The organism is Cellulomonas sp. CW35, assembly GCF_052378485.1.
Lineage (GTDB): Bacteria > Actinomycetota > Actinomycetes > Actinomycetales > Cellulomonadaceae > Cellulomonas > Cellulomonas uda.
In genome coordinates this window covers 2,886,214-2,907,659 of the sequence record NZ_CP199000.1, presented here as the reverse complement: position 1 = coordinate 2,907,659, position 21,446 = coordinate 2,886,214, and the positions used below count along the sequence as shown (strand labels likewise).

The following is a 21,446-nucleotide window of genomic DNA, read 5'->3' as shown; positions in this document are numbered from 1 at the left end:
GTCCCGCTTCGCCCGCCGTGACGCTTGGCGGGATGATCACGATCGGGTTACGGTCGCGTGTCGTCGTGTGAGCACACAGGGTCCTGCCCGCTCGCCGCGGCCTCGCGCACCGGCCTGGACGGCGGCCCGCGAGCGACAGCCGGATCGGGGATCCGGGACCGACGGTGACGACTCCCTCCAGTCGCCACACGCCCAGCGCGCACGCCCCGCGTGCGCAGCGACCGGCGACGTCGGGCGTCCTGCGGGACGCACCCGCTCCCCGTGCCCGGGAACCACGACGGCTGGAGCCCCGTGCCCTTCTCGACCCGCATCGGACGCCTGCTCACGCGCACGCGTGCCACCACGGAGCCCACGGCTCCGCTCGACACCACCACCGAGCAGGGCGGCCGACCGGGCCGACGCCTGGCTCTTCCCGCGCTCGTCGCGGCCGGCGCGCTCGTCGCCGCCGGCGGGACGGCCGTCTACGCCCAGGCCCACAAGACCGTGACGCTCGACGTCGACGGCACGACCCGCACGGTGACCACGTTCGCCGGGTCCGTGGACGGCCTGCTGTCCGACGAGGGCGTCGCCACCGGCGCCCGCGACTCGGTCGACCCGGCCGGCAGCCTGTCCGACGGCGACGTCGTGACCGTGCGCCACGCGCACCGCGTCACGGTCGCGCAGGACGGCAAGCACCGCACCGTGTGGACCACCGCGCTGACCGCCGACGAGGCGCTCGACCTGCTCGCCGTGCGTGACCCGGACGTGCAGCTCGTCGCGTCGCGCTCCGGCGGCGGCCGCCCCGAGCTCTCGCTCGACCTGTCCCTGCGCGGCCCCGCGACGATCGTGGTGGACGGCAAGGAGCTCGAGGTCGGCGACGTGCGCACCACGGTCGCGGACGCGCTCGAGGACGCGGGCATCGCGCTCGGCGGGTACGACCGGGTGCGCCTGGCCAACGACGACGAGCGCCACGTGCGGGTCGTCGTGCAGCGCGTCTCGGTCCGGACCGTCACGCGGTCCGAGGAGGTCGCGTTCTCCTCGAGCGAGAAGGACGACGCCTCGCGCTACGTGGGCACGCAGGTCGTGACGACCAAGGGTGTGCCCGGCACGCGCACGATCGTCGAGCGCGTCACCACGGTCGACGGCAAGGAGACCAAGCGCGTCCTCGTCGCCGACACGCAGACCGTGAACCCGGTGCACGAGGTCGTGTCGGTCGGCACCAAGAAGCGCCCGGTCGTCAGCACGGGCGGCGGCGGTGGCTCCTCGAAGGGCGGCCCGATCGGCGACACGCGTGACGCGGACTCGCTGAACTGGGCCGCGCTCGCGAAGTGCGAGTCGGGTGGCAACCCGACGATCGTCTCGGCCAACGGGCTGTACCACGGGCTCTACCAGTTCTCGGTGGGCACGTGGCGCTCGGTCGGCGGTGCCGGTCTGCCGTCGCAGGCGTCGCCCGCGGAGCAGACCTCGCGCGCCAAGATGCTCTACCTGCGCTCCGGCGCGGGCCAGTGGCCGCACTGCGGCCCGCGGCTGTTCAGCTGACCGCTGTCCCGCCGGCTCCCCGATGAGGGAGGCCGCACGTCCGACGAGGGCGCTCGCCCCGGCCGCACGCAGCACGCGTGCGCGCCCGGGGCGGGCGCCCTCGTAGGCTTGGCGCCCATGACCGTCACGCTGCTCGGCCCCGCGCAGATCCGCGACCTCGCCGAGCGCGCCGGGGTGCGCCCGACCAAGACCCTCGGGCAGAACTTCGTGCTCGACGCGGGCACCGTCCGCAAGATCGTCCGCCAGGCGGGGGTCGAGCCCGGCATGCGGGTCGTGGAGGTCGGGCCGGGCCTCGGGTCGCTCACGCTGGGGCTGCTCGAGGCGGGTGCGGACGTGGTCGCGGTCGAGATCGACCCGGTGCTCGCGCGCCTGCTGCCGAGCACGGTCGCGGAGCACGCGGGCCTGCACCCGGACGCCATGTCGTCCGACGAGCACGCGTCCGACGAGCACGCGTCCGACGAGCACGCGTCCGACGAGCGCGCGTCCGACGAGCCCGTGGTGCTGCGGGACGACGAGGGCCGCGCGCGCCTCACGGTGGTGCTCCAGGACGCGCTCGAGGTGAGGGCGCTGCCGGGTGAGCCGCCGCGCGCGCTCGTCGCGAACCTGCCGTACAACGTGTCCGTCCCGGTGCTGCTGACGTTCCTGGAGCGGTTCGACTCGCTCGACCACGCGCTGGTCATGGTGCAGGCGGAGGTCGCGGACCGGCTGGCGGCGCCGCCGGGGAGCCGCACGTACGGCGTGCCGTCCGCGAAGGCGGCGTGGTACGCGCACGTGCGCCGGACGGCGACCGTGGGTCGCTCGGTGTTCTGGCCGGTGCCGAACGTCGACTCGGCGCTCGTGCGCCTGGACCGCCGTGAGCCGCCGACGACGTCGGCGACGCGCCTGGAGGTCTTCGAGGTGATCGACACGGCGTTCGCGCAGCGACGCAAGATGCTGCGCGCGGCGCTGGCCCCGCTGTTCGGCTCGAACGAGGCGGCGGCGGCCGCGCTCGCGGCCGCGGGCGTGGACGCGCAGGCGCGGGGGGAGACGGTCGACGTGGAGGGCTTCGCGCGGGTCGCGGAGCAGCTGGCCGGTACGCGCCGTGGCGCGCCTGCTGGCACAGTGGGGCCGTGACGCTGAGCCCGGTGGAGGTCGCCATCACCCGCGAGGTCCGTGTGCGTGCCCCCGGCAAGGTGAACCTGTCGCTGCACGTGGGGCCGGTGTCGCCCGACGGGTACCACCCGTTGACGACCGTGTTCCAGGCCGTGTCGGTGTTCGAGGAGGTCGTCGCGCGCACGTGTGACGAGCGGGTGGTGACGGTCTCGGGCCCGCAGGCGGAGCTGGTGCCCACGGACGCCTCGAACCTCGCGCTGCGCGCGGCCGAGCTGGTCGCGCAGGCGGCGGGGATCGACGAGGGTGTGCACCTGCACATCGACAAGGGCGTGCCGGTGGCGGGCGGCATGGCGGGCGGCTCGGCGGACGCGGCGGCGGCGCTGCTCGCGTGCGACGCGCTGTGGGGGGCGGGGCTCTCGCGGGCGCAGCTGATGGAGCTCGCGGCGCAGCTCGGCTCGGACGTGCCGTTCGTGCTGCAGGGGCACACCGCCGTGGGCCAGGGCCGGGGTGACCTGCTGACGCCGGTGCTGGGCCGCGGCGAGTTCCACTGGGCGTTCGCGGTGCAGGGGCGTGGCCTGTCGGCGGGCGCGGTGTACGGCGAGCTGGACGCGCTGCGTGACGGTGCCGCCGACCTGGGCCTGCCGCCGGACCTGGACGACGACGTGCCGCTGCTGCAGGCGCTGCGCGCGGGGGACCCGCGTGCGCTGGGCGCGGCGTTGCACAACGACCTGCAGGACGCGGCGCTGTCGCTGGACCCGCGCCTCGCGGAGCCGCTCGGCGTCGCGCGGGACGCGGGCGCGCTCGGTGTCGTCGTCTCCGGCTCGGGCCCGACGGTCGCGGCGCTCGGGCGCAGCAGGCAGCACGCGCTCGTGCTCGCGGCGGCGTTCACGGCGTCGGGCGCGGCGGACCGCGTGCTCACGGCGACGGGCCCGGTCGCGGGTGCGCGCGTCGTGTCGACGTCGGACTAGACGATCCCCACCACCTCGTGACGACACCCCGCGACGGGTCACTAGTTACGGGCCCGAGGGCGTCACGGGCCGGGAGTCCGGCTGCGGGCAGATCCTCGACGCCCTGGGGGCGTTCCTCACGCGGTGAGCCCGGCGCGCCGGGGCCGGTAGCCTCTAGATCCTCATGGCTCACCTCCTCGGCGCGGACCGCGTCACCCTCGCGCTCGGCACCCGGGTCCTGCTCGACGGCGTCTCCCTGGGTCTCGACGACGGGCAGCGCGTCGGCGTCGTCGGGCCCAACGGCGCCGGGAAGTCCACGCTGCTGCGCGTCCTCGCGGGCGTCCAGGATCCCGACGACGGGCGCGTGACCCGCGCGGGCGGCGTGCGCCTGGCGATGCTCGACCAGCGCGACGACCTGGGCTCCGGCACGGTGCTCGACGCGATCCACGGCACGGCCGACGCGCACGAGTGGGCCTCCGACCCGCGCATCCGCGCCGTGCACGCGGGCCTGCTGCCCGACGTCGACGTGACCGCAGACGTCAGCACGCTCTCGGGAGGGCAGCGCCGCCGGGTCGCGCTCGCCGCGCTGCTCGTGCGCGACGACGAGGTGCTCGTGCTCGACGAGCCGACCAACCACCTCGACGTGGAGGGCGTCGCGTGGCTCGCCGCGCACCTGAACCAGCGCTTCTCGCGCGGGCCCGGCGCGCTCGTCGTCGTGACCCACGACCGGTGGTTCCTCGACGCGGTCTGCACGCGCACGTGGGAGGTGCACGACGGCGCGGTCGACCAGTACGAGGGCGGGTACGCCGCGTACGTGCTCGCGCGCGCCGAGCGTGCCCGCACCGCGGCCGTCACCGAGGAGAAGCGGCAGAACCTGCTGCGCAAGGAGCTCGCGTGGCTGCGCCGCGGTGCCCCCGCGCGCACGTCCAAGCCGAAGTTCCGCATCGACGCCGCGAACGCGCTCATCGCTGACGAGCCCCCGCCGCGCGACCCGCTCGAGCTGTCCCGCATGGCCACCGCCCGGCTCGGCAAGGACGTGCTCGACGTCGAGGGCGTCACGGTCGCGCTCGGTGGGCGCACGCTGCTCGACGACGTCACGTGGCGCCTGGGACCGGGGGACCGGTACGGCGTCGTCGGCGTCAACGGCGCGGGCAAGACGACGCTGCTGCGCCTGCTGTCGGGGCGGCTCGCGCCCGACGCGGGACGGGTCAAGCGCGGCAAGACCGTCCAGGTCGCCGAGCTGCGCCAGGACGTCGAGGACCTCGACGAGGTCGCGGACCTGCGGGTCGTGGAGGTCGTCGAGGCCGAGAAGCGCTCGGTCGTCGTCGGCGGCAAGGAGCTGACCGCCGCCCAGCTCGTCGAGCGGCTCGGCTTCACGCGCGACCGCGCCCGCACGCCCGTGAAGGACCTGTCCGGCGGGGAGCGCCGGCGCCTGTCGCTGCTGCGCCTGCTCGTCGGCGAGCCCAACGTGCTGCTGCTCGACGAGCCGACCAACGACCTCGACACCGACACACTCGCGGCCCTGGAGGACCTGCTCGACGGCTGGCCGGGCACGCTGATCGTCGTCTCGCACGACCGGTACCTGCTCGAGCGCGTGTGCGACCGGCAGGTCGCGCTGCTCGGCGACGGGCACCTGCGGGACCTGCCCGGTGGCGTCGAGGAGTACCTCGAGCTGCGGCGCGTCGCGCTCGAGGGCGCGGCTTCGTCGTCGGGCGCCCCTGCCGCGGGGACGGACGCGACGACGACGGGCTCGCCGAGCGCCGCCGACGTGCGCGCCGCGCGCAAGGAGGTCGCGCGCATCGAGCGCCGGTTGGCGAAGATCGCCGACCTCGAGTCCGCGCTGCACGCCCGCATGGCCGAGCAGGCCACCGACCACGAGGCCGTGCAGCGTCTCGACGCGGAACTGCGCACCCTCGCGGCCGAGCGCGAGGAGCTCGAGGAGGCGTGGCTCGAGGTCGCGGACGTCGCGGGCTGATCGGCGGTGCCGGCGTCAGTGCGGGGCGTCGAACGGCAGCAGCGCCGAGCGCAGCAGGTCGGCCAGTCGCGTGCGGTCGTCCTCGGTGAGGTCCGCCAGCAGCGTGCGCTCGGTGTCCAGCAGGTCCGCGAACGCCGCGTCCACCCGCGCCAGGCCCGCGGGCGTGAGCTGCACGAGCACACCGCGCCGGTCGTCGGGGGACGGCTGACGCTCGACCAGACCCTTCTCCGCGAGCCGGTCGATGCGGTTCGTCATGGTCCCCGACGTCACGAGCGTGAGCGTCAGCAGCGCCCCGGGCGACAGCCGGTACGGCGTGCCCGCGCGACGCAGCGCGGACAGGACGTCGAACTCCCACGTCTCCAGGTCGTGCCGGTCGAACGCGCCCCGGCGGGCCAGGTCCAGGTGCCGCGCGAGGCGGCTCACGCGGGAGAGGACCTCGAGCGGGCGGACGTCCAGGTCGGGCCGCTCCCGGTTCCAGGCGGCGACGATGCGGTCGACCTCGTCGTGAGCCGTCTCCGCCATACGCCGAGATTACTCGACGTCGACAGAACGGCGGCGGACAGGCGCGGGTTCGGCCCGCCCGGCCGGCGCCTCGCCCGCGGTGACCTTGGTGAGCGAGGGGCGCCGCTCGAGGCCCTGCAGGCCGTTCCACGCGAGGTTCACCAGGTGCGCCGCGACCTCGGACTTGCCCGGGCGACGCGCGTCGAGCCACCACTGACCGGTGAGCGCGACCATCCCGACGAGCATCTGCGCGTACATCGGCGCGGTCTTCGGGTCCTGCCCCTGCTTCCGGAACTCGTCCGCGAGCAGGTGCTCCACCTGCGTGGCGACGTCGCCGATGAGGCTCGAGAACGTGCCCGTCGCCTGCGCGACCGGCGAGTCACGCACGAGGATGCGGAAGCCCGCCTCGTTCGCCTCGATGTACGACAGCAGCGCGAGCGCGGTCCGCTCGACGAGGACCTTCGGGTGCCCGCCGCCCTCCAGCGCACCCGTGAGCGCGCCCGTCAGGCCCTGCACCTCACGGTCCACGACGACCGCGTAGACGCCCTCCTTGCCCCCGAAGTGCTCGTAGACGACCGGCTTGGAGACCTCGGCGCGTGCCGCGATCTCCTCGACGCTCGTGCCCTCGAACCCCTTCTCGGCGAACAGCGTGCGCGACACGTCCAGCAGCTGCGCGCGTCGCTGGACCCCCGTCATCCGCGACCGGGGTGCCCGTCTGCTCTCCGCCATGGCGCCCATCATGCCGTGCCACCCCCCGCCCCCGGGCCCGGGTCCCGCGCCGGGGCGCCCAGGTCACCCGACCGCCCCGCCCCCGGCGCGACCGGGCGGCCTCGTCCGGCTGGCAGACTTGGGGCGCCGTCGGCGGCGCGCGCGCCGCCGACGATCCGCCCTGGTGTAACGGCAGCACGCAGGCCTTTGGAGCCTTGCGGTCCAGGTTCGAATCCTGGGGGCGGAGCCCGGCCCGGCCCGCCGCGACTGACCGGCCGGCCCGCCCGGTGGGTCAGGCGCGGACCAGGCAGCCCTCGGGCGTGACCTCGTCCGCCGTCTCGTCGTCGAACCAGCGGCCGTGCTCGCCGAGGTAGCGGAACCGCACGACCGTGCCCGGCGGGACGGTGACGGTCACGCTCGACGTGCCGTTCGAGCGGCGGCGCAGCACGTGCGCGCCGGGCGTCCAGTCGTTGAACGTGCCGACGACGCTCACGGGACCGTCGACGGCCGTCGTCGGCAGCGCGAACGTGAGGCGGGTGGCAGACGCGGCGCGGGACTTCTTGAGCAACGGGACCTCGCTGTTCGGGTGGGTGCGTGGCCGGCACGGGGGTGCGTGCGGTGACGGTTCGGCGATGACGGGTGTCGCGGGCATCGTGGCGCGGTCCTGTTACGAGCAGACCCCGGGCGGGTGACCGGTGTGTGACGCCGTGCTCCGATCGGTCGGCGCCGAACCGGGTGAATCGGGACGAACCCTGCTGACGGGTGTCAGACCGGACACCTAGCCTCGGGGGAGCAGGCCGTGCCGCGGCCGGGTGAGCACCGGCCGGGCTGGTGGGGACGGGGGCCGGGTGTCCGAGCGGGCTGACGTGCAGGTGGGTGCGGGGGGAGAGCCCGCCGGTGCGGCAGCCGCTCCGAGCGGGCGGCGGTGGGGGCGGCGCGTGCTGCTGTCGCTCGTCGTCGTGCTGGTCATCGTCGTGCTCGCGGGGGTGTGGCTCGCGTGGCGCGGGACGCAGGTCGCGGCGGCGCTCGCGGACGCGGAGACCCACCTGGGCACGGTGCGGGACGCGGTGAGCGCGGGGGACGTCGCCGCGGTCGGCGGGGTGCTGCCCGGCCTGCAGGACGCGGCGGACCGCGCGAGCCGCGCGACGGGCGACCCGGTGTGGCGCGTGGCCGAGCACGCGCCGTGGCTGGGTGCGCAGGTGTCGGCGGTCTCGGCCGCGACCGACGCGGTCGACGCGCTCGCACACGACGCGCTGCCGCCGCTCGTCGACGTCGCGGGGGACTTCTCGACAGCCGCGCTCACGCCCCAGGAGGGCCGGGTCGACGTGGCGCGGCTCGACGCGATGGCACCCGCCGTCGCGCAGGCCTACGCGGCGGTCGACGCGGGCGTGTCCCGGCTCGAGGCGGTCGACGCCGACGCGCTCGTCCCGGCGCTCGCGGACCGGCTCGTCCCGGCGCGCGCGCAGCTCGTCGAGCTGCGCGACCGGCTCGAGGCCGCGGATGCCGCGCTCGCGATCGTCCCGCCGCTGCTCGGCGTCGACGGCCCGCGCTCGTACCTGGTGCTCGTGCTCAACCCGGCGGAGCTGCGCAGCGCGGGCGGCATCGTCGGCTCGGTGCTGGAGGTGCGCGCGGACGCGGGGGCGATCACGGTGGGGGCGCAGCACCCCGCGCGGACGATGGGCCGTCCCGAGGAGCCCGTGGTCCCGCTCGACCCGGCGGAGCGCGCGCTGCTCGGCGACGTGCCCGCGCGGTACATGCAGGCGGTGACGGCGACCCCGGACTTCGCCCGCACGGCGGCGTTCGCGAGCGCCTTGTGGACGCGCGAGACGGGCCGGACCGTGGACGGCGTCCTCACGGTCGACCCGGTGGTCCTCGCGCGGCTGCTGGACGTGATCGGCCCGACGACCACGCCCGACGGCACGACGCTCACGTCCGACGACGCGGTCGAGACCCTGCTGTCGGCCGCGTACGCCCGCTACCCCCACGCGGCGGACTCCGACGCGTTCTTCGCGCAGGTCGCGCAGTCCGTCGTCGCCGCGACGTTCGCCGGCGGGTACTCCGGGTCGGCGCTCGTCGACGCGGTCGGTGACGTGGTGGGCGAGGGGCGGGTGTCGGTGTGGACGTCCGACGACGCCGTGCGGGAGCGGCTGCGCGAGGTCGGCCTGGTGCACGACTTCCTCGCCGACGACGCGACGGCGGACGTGACCGCCGGCGTGTTCCTCAACGACACGACGGTCTCGAAGATGGACTACTACCTCGACACCGCGCTCACGGTCGACGACGCGACCTGCACCGCGGACGGCGCGAGCACGTGGCTGCACCTGACGCTCACGAGCACCGCGCCGGCGGACGCCGCGACGGCGCTGCCCGAGTACGTCACCGGCGGCGGCGACAACGGCACGCCCGCCGGGTCGTTCACGACCCAGGTGCTGCTGTACTCACCGCGCGGCGGTGCGCTCGGCGAGATCCGCGTGGCGCGCGACGGCGGCGAGGCGCAGTCCGTGGGCCCGGGGGTGCAGGAGCACGCGGGGCGTCAGGCGGGTGCGCTCACGGTGCGGCTCGCACCGGGCGAGACCGCCACCCTCGACGTCCAGGTGACGGCCGGTGCGGGTACCGACGAGGTGCGCGTCGAGCGCACGCCGACCCTGCAGCACGGCCGCACCGGGCCGGTCGCGGTGTGCGGTGCGGCGGCGCCCTGACGCCGCACGGCGGTGTGACCCGTGACTCGGCCACCGCGCGCGGGCGTGCCCGGACGCGGCGGTAGAGTGGCGGGCGCGCACGGATCTCACGCCCGGATCGTCGGGCACACCCCCGCGAGGAGCACCCACAGGTGACCGTCCCCCGCCCAGCTGCCGTCATCGTCCTCGCCGCAGGTGAGGGAACCAGGATGCGCTCGGCGACCCCGAAGGTCCTGCACACGCTCGCCGGTCGCAGCATGCTGGGCCACGCGCTCGCCACCGCCCAGGCGCTCGACCCCGAGCGGGTCGTCGTCGTCGTCCGGCACGAGCGGGACAAGGTCGCGGCGCACGTGACCGAGCACGTCCCCACCGCGCTGGTCGCCGACCAGGACGCGATCCCCGGCACGGGCCGTGCCGTGCAGGTCGCGATGACCGCGCTCGACGCCGCGGCACAGGCGAGCGCCGTCGCGGCGCTCGACGGCCCCGGGGTGCCGGGCTCGGCGTCGGGCGTGCTGCTCGAGGGCGCTGTCGTCGTCGTCGCGGGTGACGTCCCGCTGCTCGACGCGGGCACCCTCGGCGAGCTGCTCGCGGCGCACCACGCGGACGGCAACGCCGTCACGGTGCTCACCACCGAGGTCGAGGACGCGACGGGCTACGGGCGCATCGTGCGCGAGCCGGGCACGGGTGACGTGCTGCGGATCGTCGAGCACAAGGACGCGAGCGACGCCGAGCGCGAGATCCGCGAGATCAACTCCTCGATCTACGTGTTCGACGCCGCGGTGCTGCGCGGCGCGCTCGGCCGCCTGGGCCGCGACAACGCGCAGGGCGAGGTCTACCTGACCGACGTGCTCGCGATCGCGCGGGGCGACGGCGGGCACGTGCGCGCACTGCGCGCCGACGACCCGTACGTCGTCGAGGGCGTCAACGACCGCGTGCAGCTCGCCGCGCTCGCCGCGGAACTGAACCGCCGCATCCTCGAGGACTGGATGCGCGAGGGCGTCACCGTCGTCGACCCGGCGACGACGTGGGTGGACGTGGACGTCGAGCTCGAGCGTGACGTCACGATCCTGCCGAACACGCAGCTGCACGGCGCGACGGTCGTGCGCGAGGGCGCGACCGTCGGCCCGGACACCACGCTCACGGACGTCGAGGTCGGGCCGCGCGCCACGGTCGTGCGCACGCACGGCAGCCTCGCGGTGATCGGCGAGAAGGCCAGCGTCGGCCCGTTCGCGTACCTGCGCCCCGGGACGGTCCTCGGCCGCAAGGGCAAGATCGGCACGTTCGTCGAGACGAAGAACGCGCAGATCGGCGAGGGCTCGAAGGTCCCGCACCTGTCGTACATCGGCGACGCGACGATCGGGGAGCACTCGAACATCGGCGCCGCATCCGTCACGGTCAACTACGACGGCGTCAACAAGCACCGCACGACGATCGGCTCGCACGCCCGCACGGGCGCGGACAACATGTTCGTCGCGCCCGTCACGGTCGGCGACGGCGCCTACACGGGCGCCGGGACGGTCATCCGCCGCGACGTGCCCGCGGGCGCGCTCGGCGTCAGCGCCGGGGCGCAGCGCAACATCGAGGGCTGGGTGCAGCGCTCGCGCGCCGGCACGCCCGCCGCCAAGGCCGCGCAGGCCGCCGCGCCCGCCGCCGGCACCCCGCTCGACGGGTCGCTCTCGCCGCAGGCCCGCGCGGAGCTCGAGCGCGCTGCCACCGCCGCACGCGGCATCCCCGTCACGCCCCCGCCCGGCCTGCCCGGCCAGCCGGCGCAGCTGTCCGATCCGCCCAGCCCCACCGGGGGCCAGACCACCGCCGAGCACGGCACCGAGGAGACGAGCACGCGATGACGGGGATCATCTCCCACGACGGAGAGAAGCGGCTCGTCGTCGTCTCCGGCCGGGCGCACACCGAGCTGGCCCAGGCCGTCGTCGACGAGCTCGGCATCGAGCTCGTCCCGACCAGCGCGTACGACTTCGCGAACGGCGAGATCTACACGCGCTTCGGGGAGTCGGTGCGCGGCGCGGACGCGTTCGTGCTGCAGTCGCACGCGTCGCCCGTGATCAACAAGTGGATCATGGAGCAGCTGCTCATGGTCGACGCGCTCAAGCGCGCCTCGGCCAAGACCATCACCGTGATCGCGCCGTTCTACGGCTACGCGCGCCAGGACAAGAAGAGCCGCGGCCGCGAGCCGATCTCGGCCCGCCTGCTGGCGGACATGTTCAAGACCGCCGGCGCGGACCGCATCATGTCGGTCGACCTGCACACGTCGCAGATCCAGGGCTTCTTCGACGGCCCGGTCGACCACCTGTGGGCCATGCCGATCCTCGTCGACTACGTGCGCTCGCGCGTCGACCTGACGAACGTCACGGTCGTCTCGCCCGACGCGGGCCGCATCCGCGTCGCGGAGCAGTGGGCGGCCAAGCTCGGCGGCGGCCCGCTCGCGTTCGTCCACAAGACCCGCGACGTCCGCACCGCGAACAAGGCGGTCGCCAACCGCGTCGTCGGCGACGTCGAGGGCCGCTCGTGCGTGCTCGTCGACGACCTGATCGACACCGCCGGCACCATCTCCGAGGCGGTGCGCGTCCTCAAGGAGGCCGGCGCGAAGGACGTCATCGTCGCGGCGACGCACGGCATCCTGTCCGAGCCGGCCGTCGGCCGGCTCTCGTCGTGCGGGGTGCGCGAGGTCGTCATCACCGACACGCTCCCCGTCGAGGACGACAAGCGCTTCGAGCAGCTCACCGTCCTGTCGATCGCGCCGCTCATCGCGCGCGCGATCCGTGAGGTGTTCGACGACGGCTCGGTCACCAGCCTGTTCGACGGCAACGCCTGAGCCGACCGCCCCCCGAGACGCCCCGTGTGCGGGGCCGTCCTCGTGTGGGAGCCTGCACCCGTGCTGGTGCGCATCCTCGTGAGGCTGTCGGGCGGCTGGTGGGCGCACCGCGAGCGGACGCTGCGCGCGCGGGGCCCGCTGCGGCGGCTCCACGCCGCCGTGCACAAGCTCTACCTCGAGGAGTTCGGCGGGTACATCTCGCTGCTGACCACGTTCGCCGGACCGCCGGTGTTCCCGCACAAGCCGATCGGTGTGTTCATCGCACCCGGCGCCGTGATCGGGCGCGGCGTCACCGTCTACCAGCAGGTGACCATCGGCAAGAACGACATCGAGACGAGCCCGCGGTTCGGCTCCCCGACGATCGGCGACGGCGTGTACATCGGTGCGGGCGCCAAGATCATCGGCGCCGTGACCGTCGGCGCGGGTGCCCGCGTCGGCGCGGGTGCCGTCGTGGTGAGGGACGTCCCCGCGGGGGCGACCGTGGTCGCCGGACCCGTGCGCGTGCTCGAACGCCGCGACGAGCCCGCGGCGGGTGACTGACCCCACGCCCGACCCCGCGCCGCCGGGTTTCAGCCGGGCCACGTGAGCGGGTAAGATCCTCAGGTTGCCTCGGCGAGGGACGTCGGACGGTCCACACCGCTTCCGGTCCGTGATCGACTGGGCGAGCGCCTCCGCGTGCGCCCGTCCTGCGCCCCGCGTCGAGGCCACCGGGCCCTTCGTCGGCCCACCGCCAGACCACCGGCCCCGTGCCGCACCCGTTCTCGTACGTCGCGCCCCCGTGCGCCCAGCATCACTGGAGTCATCGTGTCCGAGGTCAAGCTCGCCGCCACCACCCGCACCGAGTTCGGCAAGGGCGCCGCGCGTCGCCTGCGCCGTGCCGGCCAGATCCCCGCCGTCCTGTACGGGCACGGCACCGAGCCCGTCCACGTGTCCCTCCCGGGCCACGAGACGATGCTCGCCGTCAAGCACGCCAACGCCCTGTTCGAGATCCAGGTCGACGGCAAGCCGGTCCTCGCCCTCGCCAAGGACGTCCAGCGCGAGCCGGTCCGCCAGATCATCGAGCACGTCGACCTGCTGATCGTGAAGAAGGGCGAGAAGGTCTCGGTCGAGATCCCCGTCGTCATCGTCGGCGAGTCCGCGCCCGGTACCATCCACGTCGTCGAGACGCAGACGCTGGCCCTCGAGGCCGAGGCCACGCACCTGCCCGAGTCGGTCGAGGTGTCGATCGACGGCCTCGAGGACGGCGCGATCATCAAGGCCGGCGACGTCACGCTGCCGACCGGCTCGACCCTCGTCACGGACGCCGAGACGGTCGTCACGACGATCTCGACGCCGCGCGTCTCCGCCGAGGACCTCGGCGAGGAGTCGGACGAGGCCGCCGAGGCGCCGGCCGAGGCCTGAGACCTCCGACGCGGGCCCGGCCCGCGGACCTGCGACCGACGCCCGGTACCGTCACGTGCGGTGCCGGGCGTCGGCGCACCCCGACGACTTCACGCACCCGACGACCGAGGAGGACCAGTGGCTGACGGACCGTGGCTCGTGGTGGGTCTGGGCAACCCCGGACCGCAGTACGCGGGCAACCGGCACAACGTCGGTCAGATGGTGCTCGACGAGCTCGCGCGGCGCACGGGCTCGTCGTTCGGGGCGCGCGCGAGCGGGCTGCTGTCCCGTCGCCCCCAGGCGGCCGTGGCCGAGACGCGGCTCGGCGTCCTGCCGGGCGGAGCGCCCGGCCCGCGGGTCGTGCTCGCCAAGCCGACGACGTACATGAACGTCTCCGGCGGCCCGGTCGCCGCGCTCGCGAAGTACTACGACGTCCCGGTGGACCGCGTCGTGATGGTGCACGACGAGCTCGACATCCCGTTCGCGGACGTCCGCCTCAAGCGCGGCGGCGGTGAGGGCGGCCACAACGGGCTGCGCGACACGACGAAGGCGCTCGGCACCAAGGAGTACGTGCGGGTGCGGGTCGGCATCGGCCGCCCGCCCGGCCGCCAGGACCCGGCGGACTTCGTGCTCAAGGACTTCTCGACGACCGAGGCGAAGGACCTGGGCTGGCTCGTCGACCGCGCCGCGGACGCGGTCGAGGCCGTGGTCCTCGAGGGCCTCGAGGCGGCGCAGCAGCGGTTCCACACCAAGCCCTGACGGCACGACGCAGGGCGGCCGCTCGGGAGCGACCGCCCTGCGTCGGAGCCCTGCGTGGGCGGCTGCGTCAGCCGCCCTGGCGGACGGCGACGGTCTTGCCGTCCTCGTAGTAGTTCGACGAGACCTTGGGGACCGTCGTCGAGGGCGAGATGATCGCGCAGCGGTCGACGCGGGTGTCGAGACCGAACGTGTTCTTGCTGAACACGAGCCCCTGGATCGGGCCGCGACCCTGCTCGGCGATGTTGACCGAGCACCCGCCGCCGTCGATCCAGTTGCCGGACACGGTCACGTCGGACACCACGCCCAGGCCCGGGGAGTACATGATCGCGGCGTTGTAGGCGCCCTCGATCGTGTTGCCGGTGATGACGATGTCCGAGCCGCGCTGGATCTGGATGTTGTCGTCGTGCGTCCCGTCCTCCTGGTAGGGCGCGCTGGCGTAGTGCAGGTTGTCGTGCAGCCACGACGCCTCGACGCGGACGTCGTCACCGGTGATGCGGACGGAGTCGATGACGTCGTGCACGTCGACGCGGCGCATCGTGATGTTCGCGCCGCGGACGCCGTCGATCCAGTACGACGGGGACGCCGCGAACAGCTCGCTGTCCTGGATCAGCAGCGGGGCGCCGTTGGTGTTCTGCACGAGCGAGCGGCCGGTGCTGACCTTGTAGCCGCGGATGATCGAGTTCTTGATCGTCACGTTCGAGGCCCGGACGTCGACGAACCCGCGGATGTCGAGCCCGCTGATCACGGCGCCGTCCTCCTTGATGACGAGGTCGCCGTCGTGGACCTTGAGGGACACGCCCGACGGCACGCCGGTGTTGCTCGGTCCCGGCTTGCCGCCGGTCCCGGTGCTCGCGCTGGGCGACGGGGCGGGCGTCGTCGGCGCCGTGGTGGCGCGCGGCGAGCTCGTCGGTGACGGTGAGGAGGTGGGCTTGGCCGTCGCCGTCGCGGTCGGCTTGGGCGTCGCCGTGGCGGTCGCCTTGGCGGTGGCGGTGGCCGTGGCCTTCGCGGTGGCGGTGGCGGTCGCCTTGGTCGTCGCGCTCGTCGTGGCCGAGGTCGACGCGACGGTGACGGTCTTGCCGCCCACCACCCAGCCGAGGACCTCGGGCGCGACCTTGACGCTCGCGGCGGTGTTCGTCAGCGTGACGGACTTCCCGCCGGAGCCGCCGAGGGGGATCACGGCGTCGCCGTAGGTCGGCGCCGACGACGAGGCGGTCACGAGGGACGTCGAGCGGCACCGCGCCGTGGCCGACGTGCCGGGGCAGGCGGCGACGACCGTCTCGCGCCACGCGCCGGAGACGCGGACGCGCAGGTGGACGGCGGTCGCGCCGCTCGGCGGCGAGAGCGTGAGCGTGGACGACGAGCCGGGGCTGATGACGCGGGCGTCGAGCGAGCCCGACGCGGGCGCGAGAAGGCCGCCGTCGGGGAGCGTGGACGCGGTGACGTAGAAGCCGTCGATGTCGATCGAGACGTGGGCGCTGCCGCCGGTGGCGTACAGGTTGACCTGCGACCCGTCACCGCCGAGGGCGACGACGCCGGAGGCCTGGGCGGCGCGCGACGTGCTGGGGTTGAGGAACGTGGTGCCGTTGCACGTGGGCGAGCTGCCCGTCGCGCACGCGCCGATGTTCGTCGCGGTCGCGCCGGCGGCGCTGGTGAGGCGCACGACGGCGCCCGTGGCGTTCTTCGGCACGCCCGACAGCGAGACCGTGCGGGTCTTCTTGCTCGTGAGGGACACGGTCCCGGCGCGGCGGGGCTCGACGGGCAGGTACCGGGAGTCGCGCGCGTCGGTCTTCGTCGAGCGCAGCGACCAGCCGCGCACGTCTGCCCACACCTTCGCGCCGTCGAGCGCGGTGAGCGTGACCTTGCCCGACGAGGGCGCGACGAGGACCGAGCCGTTGGCGAACCCGCCGGCGGCCGTGACGGTCCGGGGGTTGCTGCACGTCGACGCGGTGCCGGGGCACACGCGGACGGTCGCGTTCGTCTTGCTGGGCTTGACGCTCACGTGCAGCTCGGCGGCGGTCGTGCCGCTGGGCACCGACGGCAGCGTGACGGTCGTGGACGCGCCGGCCGCGAGCGTGGTGCCCTTCAGGACGCGCAGCGGGTCCGCGGGGCGGTGGACGGCGGTGTCGGCGGACGACGCCTGGGTCGCGATGGTCGTGGCGAGGACGACGGCCGCGCAGGCCATCGCAGCGAGTGCGACGAGCTGGCGGCGGCGGGGGCTGTCGAGCGCGGTCGTGCGCGCACCGGGGGGAGCGGTGTGGCGTCCGGGCACGAGCACCTCCTGGGTCTCGGGTTGGGCCGCTCGGGTGACGAGGACATCGGCGCGAATACGGCAGGTCGGGAGGATCGACCTCGGGCGGGTGCGCCGAACGTACAAGAATTCACCCGTTCGGCCGAGACCCTCTGCCCGTGACCAGGGACCGTTACCGCGTCGTGACCTTGCTGACCTGCGGCAGCGCCCACCTAGACAGTTGTCCGAAATGTGAGATTCTCACCGCCGTGAGCCCCTGGCCAGGGCGCGACGCCCGACGTTGAGCACCCGGGCGGGCAGCTCGCGGATCTGCCGGCGACGCCGCTCACGGTCGTACCGGGCGCGCATCGACGCGACGAGCGCGACCCCGTCGGCCGGTGCGTCGACCAGCCCGCGCTCCGCCCAGAAGCCCGCGAGCTGCGCCGTCGCCTGCGGGTCGAGCCGGGGCACGGCGTCCCGGTGCAGGCCGAGCACCGGCAGGTCGCGGCCCGCGTCGAGCACCGCGCGCACGCCCTGCGGCGTCGCGAGCCGGGGCCACACCACCGGGTTCGGCTCGTCGGTGAGCTCCAGGGTCCGTTCGAGCGTGCCGTCGCGCCGCGCCAGCCAACCCGCGTACAGGAAGAACTCGGTGAGGTCGTGCGCCAGGAACTCGCGCGCGAACGGGCGCCCCGCGGCCGACTCGACGTCCGCCAGCATCGCGAGCACGACCTCGCGGTCGAGCGTGAACGGCGTCGTCGTCGCCGCGAAGCGGCCCACGTGCTCGGCCGGGTCGAGGCCGAGGTACCGGCACACGCGCTCGAGCGCGGGCCGCAACGTGTGCTCGGTGTAGGAGTACGCGCGCACACGCGCGCGTCCGTCCGCCGCGACGAAGAACGCGTCGTCGGGCCGTGCGACGAAGTGGTTCTTCGCGTCGAGCGCGACGTAGTGCGGGGTCTCGACGAGCCGGGCCACCGCGAGCTTGAGGATCTGCTGGCTGCGCCAGCCGGACGTCGTCGGCAGGTCCGTGACGTCGGCCGGGCGCAGCACCCGCACGCGCGGGGCGAGCGCGCCGTACGCGCGGACCAGCGCGTCGACCTCCCGCAGGCCCCGGCGGGTGTTGTCCAGGACGACCACGCGGGCGTCGGACGGGGCGTGCCGCGCGAACGACCGCGCCTGCAGCCCGAGCAGCTGGACCTCCGCCTCGAAGACGGGGGTCACGAACGTGAGTGCCGGCACCGCGGGTCCTTCCAGTCACGGGTCCGGCGAGCGTAGCGAAGACGCGAGGGGACCGTCCCGGGTTTCCCCGGGACGGTCCCCTCGGCGTCAGCGGTCGACGACCGCGCGGGTCAGCCCTTCTTCAGGGTGATGGCCGAGCCGTCCTCGTAGGTGTTCGAGGTGATGGTGCTCTTGCTCGTCGTCGTCGTCGGGGCGATGTACGCGCACCCCTTGCGGCTGTGCGAGCCGAACGTGTTGCCGCTCATCTGCAGGGCGATCGCGCCGCGACCGGACTCGGCCACGTTGACCGTGCAGGCGCCGTGGTCGAGGAAGTTGCGCTCGATGACCAGGCCGGTCACGGTGCCGAGGCCCTGCGTCACCATGATGGCCGCGTTGTACGCGCCCTCCATGCGGTTGCCGATCAGCGAGATGTTCGCGCCCTTGACGATCTGCACGTTGTCGTCGTGCGTCCCGTCGGAGTGGCTCGGGTCATTCTCGTAATGCAGCGTGTCGTGCAGCCAGGAAGCGGTCAGCTTCTTGTTGTCACCGTAGAAGTGCACATTGTCGATGACGTCGTGGATGTTCAGTCGCGTCGCGTCGATGGTGCCGCTGCCGCGCAGGCCGTCGACCAGCCAGTTCGGCGTGGAGTTGTACAGCTCCGAGTCGGAGATCTTCAGCGACCCCGTGGACTCCACGACGACCAGGCCGCGCGCCACGTCGGTGGCACGGCCGCGCACGATCGTGTTCTCGATGACGACGTCCTTGGCCTTGACCGTGACGAAGCCCCGGATGTCCATGCCGTTGACGACCGTGCCGGCCTTCGTGATCGTGAGGTCACCGTTGTGGACCTGGAGGTAGGTGCCGCGCGGGACGCCCGTGGTCGAGGCGCTCGGCACGTAGGTGCCGGGCGTGGGGGCGAGGGTCTTGTCGGCGCTCAGGTCGCGCGCGGCGTCGGTCGGGCCGGCCCACACGTCCGCGACCTGCGAGGTCACGGCGCCGGCCGTCGCGGGGGCGTACGTGGTGAACGCGACGCCGCCCGCGGTCTGCAGCGCGGCCGTCGAGTCGCTCGCGGTGAGCGTCCAGGCGTCGGGTTCCTGCGTGCCGGTCGGCCAGGCCTTGGCGGACACGACCGTGGGCGACGTGCCGGTCGCCTGGACGCGAACCTGCAGGTCAGAGGCGGGGTCGAGGCGCAGGCGCTCGGTCGTCGTGGCGATCGTCGAGGCGCTCGTGCCGTTCACCCGCAGCAGGCTGGGGACCACGGTGCCGTCCGTCTGGACCTTGAGCTTGAAGCGGTAGCCGGACGTCGTGTCCAGCGCGCGGGCGGTCGCGTACAGGTCCACGGTGCCGCTCTTCGGGAGCGCCGCGAGGCCGACCTGGGCCTGCAGCTCGGTGTCGGTCGACGACACGTCGAGGAAGGAGGACTGGTTGCCGCCCGTGCTGCCGAGCGCCGTCGTGGCGACGCCGCCCTCGGCCCGGAAGGCGGACGCCGCGGCGGAGTGCTCAGGCGCCGGACGACGCCTCGCCCCACCCGCTGGTGGTCTCGCGGTCGAACGTGTCGACGGCGTACGGCTGGGTCGACACGGCCTCGGACTCGGGGGCCGTGCTGTCGGGTGCGCCCCACGCCGAGGCGCTGGTGGTGCTCGTCACGACCATGCCGAGCGCGACGGCGGTCGCGGCACCGGCCGTCGCGAGAACGCGCCGGCGGGGATTCGATGAGGAAGTTGTGAATGCCGAGGTGGGGGACGGCGAGGGGGACGGGACGCGCGTGGAAATGGGCACAGAAATCTCCTGGGGGGGATGCCTACTGCCGCGGTCCGGATCGGACCAGAGCGGGGGGGATGTGCTCTCCGCGGCCATTCCATGGTTACGCGTTGTTTGTCGGGACTTCTGGGGCGTAAGGACCAAGTCGGACGTGAGCCGAGCCACAATCCGCATTTCTGCGCTTTTTCACCCGCGCGCAATTCCGTGCGCACTCGGTCGAGTGACAGCGAACCGGGTGAAATCGGACGAACCGGTGTAGACAGGGACGGATCGCGCAGTAACCTCGCCGTACGCATGGGAACCCTGGGGGGCTTGACATGACGCTGACGGCCGACCGTGGTGGACCTGACGTCTACGAGTCGTTCGACCGCCGCGCCCGTTCGCGCGAGCCGCGCCGGTCGTGGGCGTCGACGCGACCCTTCGAACCGCGCAGGACGCCGTTCAACGCCCCGACGGTCGTCGCACGGACCTGGGCGGTGCGCTCGCGGCGCTCGCGCGCCCTGCTCGTCGTGACCGACGCGCTGTCGGCGTCGCTCGTGGCGCTCGCGCTCACCGCGACGACCATCGGCGTCGAGGGGGCGACGCTCGCGTGGGCCGCGGCCGCCGGGGTCGTGCTGCCGGCCGCGATCGCGCTGACGCGCGGCTACGACGCCCGTCGGATCGGGGTCGGTGCGCAGGAGTTCCAGTCCGTCGTCACCGGCGGGCTGGCCGTGGCCGCGGCCGTGGTGGGCCTCGCCTTCACGTTCGAGCTGCCCGTCCCGCGCGCCGTGGTGTTCGCGGGCATCCCGAGCGCCGTCGCGTTCGCCTGCCTGCTGCGGTACGCCGCGCGCAAGCGGCTGCACCACCGGCGTCAGCACGGCCTGGACATGCGCCGCACGCTCGTCGTCGGGCGGCCCCAGGACGCGTCCCGCGCGACGTACGAGCTCCAGCAGACCGCCTACGAGGGCTACGACGTCGTCGGGCTCTGCCTGCCGTCCGTCGACGACCGCGCACCGCTCGTCGACGTCCCCGTGCTCGGGGCGGTCGCCGACATCGCGCAGGTCGTCTCCGACTACGCGATCGAGGTCGTCATCGTCACCAGCGGCACGCTGAGCGGCCCCGCCGCGCGCCGGCTCGGCTGGGCGCTCGACCGCGCGGGCGCCGAGATGGTGATGATGCCGGACCTCGTCGAGGTCAGCGGGCCGCGCCTGAGCGTGCGGCCCGTCGGGATCCTGCCGCTGCTCGAGGTGGAGGTGGCGCCGCCGCGACGGCGGATCGTCGCCAAGGCCGTGATGGACCGGATCCTGTCGCCGCTGTTCGCGCTCGCCGCCGCACCCGTCGTGCTGGTGCTCGCCGCGGCGGTCCGGCTCACCTCGGCCGGGCCCGCGTTCTACCGCAACACGCGGATCGGGGTCGACGGGCGCCCCTTCACCATGTGGAAGCTCCGCTCGATGTACGTCGACGCGGACGCCCGCCGGGCCGCGCTCGAGGCCTCCTCCGACGGCAACGGCGTGCTGTTCAAGATGCGCGACGACCCGCGCGTCACGCCGCTGGGCCGGTTCATGCGCAAGTACTCGCTCGACGAGCTCCCGCAGCTGTGGAACGTGCTGCGGGGCGACATGTCGCTCGTCGGCCCCCGACCGCCGCTGCCCGGCGAGGTCAGCGAGTACGAGGACGAGGTGCACCGCCGCCTGCGCGTCAAGCCGGGGCTCACGGGCCTGTGGCAGGTCAGCGGACGCTCCGACCTCGACTGGGCCGACTCGGTGCGTCTGGACCTGCGGTACGCCGACAACTGGTCGTTCGCGATGGACCTCATGATCCTGTGGAAGACCGCGCGCGCCGTGTTCCTCTCCACCGGCGCCTACTGAGGGCCGGA

18 protein-coding genes and 1 tRNA gene are annotated in these 21,446 nt (G+C 74.1%); 12 read left to right on the top strand and 7 right to left on the bottom strand.

Annotated features, from left to right (window positions below):
• Positions 1 to 291: 291 nt before the first annotated feature.
• The 4 genes from ACT17Q_RS13235 (at position 292) to ACT17Q_RS13220 (ending at position 5,532) form a co-directional block, all read left to right on the top strand.
• Complete coding sequence (locus ACT17Q_RS13235; RefSeq protein WP_094182472.1) at positions 292 to 1,518, top strand: resuscitation-promoting factor; 1,227 nt, start codon at positions 292 to 294, stop codon at positions 1,516 to 1,518.
• Between the two features lie 117 nt (positions 1,519 to 1,635).
• The gene (locus tag ACT17Q_RS13230) at positions 1,636 to 2,631 is read left to right on the top strand and encodes a ribosomal RNA small subunit methyltransferase A (protein WP_444662949.1); all 996 of its coding nucleotides are present in this window, start codon (positions 1,636 to 1,638) and stop codon (positions 2,629 to 2,631) included.
• A complete protein-coding gene (locus tag ACT17Q_RS13225) occupies positions 2,628 to 3,578 on the top strand; it encodes a 4-(cytidine 5'-diphospho)-2-C-methyl-D-erythritol kinase (RefSeq protein WP_444662948.1) in 951 nt (316 codons plus the stop codon). The genes ACT17Q_RS13230 and ACT17Q_RS13225 overlap by 4 nt, the downstream gene beginning before the upstream one ends.
• A 163-nt stretch (positions 3,579 to 3,741) precedes the next feature.
• Complete coding sequence (locus ACT17Q_RS13220) at positions 3,742 to 5,532, top strand: ABC-F family ATP-binding cassette domain-containing protein (protein ID WP_444662946.1); 1,791 nt, start codon at positions 3,742 to 3,744, stop codon at positions 5,530 to 5,532.
• A 15-nt stretch (positions 5,533 to 5,547) separates the two neighbouring features.
• Here ACT17Q_RS13220 and ACT17Q_RS13215 read toward each other — a convergent pair whose 3' ends face one another.
• A complete protein-coding gene (locus tag ACT17Q_RS13215; RefSeq protein ID WP_094181961.1) occupies positions 5,548 to 6,054 on the bottom strand; it encodes a MarR family winged helix-turn-helix transcriptional regulator in 507 nt (168 codons plus the stop codon).
• A 9-nt stretch (positions 6,055 to 6,063) separates the two neighbouring features.
• Complete coding sequence (locus ACT17Q_RS13210) at positions 6,064 to 6,729, bottom strand: TetR/AcrR family transcriptional regulator (RefSeq protein ID WP_232514573.1); 666 nt, start codon at positions 6,727 to 6,729, stop codon at positions 6,064 to 6,066.
• A 187-nt stretch (positions 6,730 to 6,916) separates the two neighbouring features.
• Here ACT17Q_RS13210 and ACT17Q_RS13205 point away from each other — a divergent pair.
• Positions 6,917 to 6,988: transfer RNA gene (locus ACT17Q_RS13205), tRNA-Gln, on the top strand.
• A 45-nt stretch (positions 6,989 to 7,033) separates the two neighbouring features.
• Here ACT17Q_RS13205 and ACT17Q_RS13200 read toward each other — a convergent pair.
• Positions 7,034 to 7,309, bottom strand: coding sequence for an isoamylase early set domain-containing protein (locus tag ACT17Q_RS13200; RefSeq protein ID WP_444662943.1), 276 nt, complete (start codon positions 7,307 to 7,309; stop codon positions 7,034 to 7,036).
• A gap of 280 nt (positions 7,310 to 7,589) precedes the next feature.
• On the opposite strand from ACT17Q_RS13200, the gene ACT17Q_RS13195 reads away from it, so the two are divergent.
• From ACT17Q_RS13195 to pth, 6 genes are all read left to right on the top strand, one after another.
• A complete protein-coding gene (locus ACT17Q_RS13195; RefSeq protein ID WP_444662941.1) occupies positions 7,590 to 9,440 on the top strand; it encodes a DUF4012 domain-containing protein in 1,851 nt (616 codons plus the stop codon).
• 131 nt (positions 9,441 to 9,571) lie between these two features.
• On the top strand, positions 9,572 to 11,266 hold the full coding sequence (gene glmU, locus ACT17Q_RS13190) for a bifunctional UDP-N-acetylglucosamine diphosphorylase/glucosamine-1-phosphate N-acetyltransferase GlmU (RefSeq protein WP_444662939.1): 1,695 nt from the start codon (positions 9,572 to 9,574) through the stop codon (positions 11,264 to 11,266).
• Entirely contained in the window at positions 11,263 to 12,249 is a 987-nt protein-coding gene (locus ACT17Q_RS13185) for a ribose-phosphate diphosphokinase (RefSeq protein ID WP_094181965.1), read from the top strand. The genes glmU and ACT17Q_RS13185 overlap by 4 nt, the downstream gene beginning before the upstream one ends.
• 60 nt (positions 12,250 to 12,309) lie before the next feature.
• Positions 12,310 to 12,789 carry a hypothetical protein gene (locus ACT17Q_RS13180; RefSeq protein WP_444662937.1) on the top strand — a complete coding sequence of 160 codons (480 nt, stop codon included), beginning with the start codon at positions 12,310 to 12,312 and terminating at the stop codon, positions 12,787 to 12,789.
• 264 nt (positions 12,790 to 13,053) lie between these two features.
• Positions 13,054 to 13,650 (top strand): 50S ribosomal protein L25/general stress protein Ctc, encoded by a 597-nt coding sequence (locus ACT17Q_RS13175; protein ID WP_444662935.1) that lies wholly within the window; start codon positions 13,054 to 13,056, stop codon positions 13,648 to 13,650.
• 117 nt (positions 13,651 to 13,767) lie between these two features.
• Entirely contained in the window at positions 13,768 to 14,388 is a 621-nt protein-coding gene (pth, locus tag ACT17Q_RS13170) for an aminoacyl-tRNA hydrolase (RefSeq protein ID WP_094181967.1), read from the top strand.
• Positions 14,389 to 14,455: 67 nt separating this feature from the next.
• Here the strand turns inward: pth and ACT17Q_RS13165 are convergent, their stop codons facing one another.
• The 4 genes from ACT17Q_RS13165 to ACT17Q_RS13150 all read right to left on the bottom strand — a co-directional run bounded on the left by ACT17Q_RS13165 (position 14,456) and on the right by ACT17Q_RS13150 (position 19,477).
• Complete coding sequence (locus tag ACT17Q_RS13165) at positions 14,456 to 16,657, bottom strand: right-handed parallel beta-helix repeat-containing protein (RefSeq protein WP_444662932.1); 2,202 nt, start codon at positions 16,655 to 16,657, stop codon at positions 14,456 to 14,458.
• A gap of 219 nt (positions 16,658 to 16,876) precedes the next feature.
• Positions 16,877 to 17,851: a DUF6492 family protein gene (locus ACT17Q_RS13160; RefSeq protein ID WP_444662930.1), complete on the bottom strand. Its 975-nt coding sequence runs from the start codon at positions 17,849 to 17,851 to the stop codon at positions 16,877 to 16,879.
• Between the two features lie 110 nt (positions 17,852 to 17,961).
• A complete protein-coding gene (locus ACT17Q_RS13155) occupies positions 17,962 to 19,236 on the bottom strand; it encodes a hypothetical protein (RefSeq protein WP_444662929.1) in 1,275 nt (424 codons plus the stop codon).
• Positions 19,237 to 19,330: 94 nt separating this feature from the next.
• The gene (locus ACT17Q_RS13150; RefSeq protein ID WP_444662927.1) at positions 19,331 to 19,477 is read right to left on the bottom strand and encodes a hypothetical protein; all 147 of its coding nucleotides are present in this window, start codon (positions 19,475 to 19,477) and stop codon (positions 19,331 to 19,333) included.
• A gap of 431 nt (positions 19,478 to 19,908) precedes the next feature.
• Here ACT17Q_RS13150 and ACT17Q_RS13145 point away from each other — a divergent pair, with 431 nt between their 5' ends.
• Positions 19,909 to 21,438: a sugar transferase gene (locus ACT17Q_RS13145; protein WP_094181971.1), complete on the top strand. Its 1,530-nt coding sequence runs from the start codon at positions 19,909 to 19,911 to the stop codon at positions 21,436 to 21,438.
• The last annotated feature ends 8 nt before the right edge of the window (positions 21,439 to 21,446 follow it).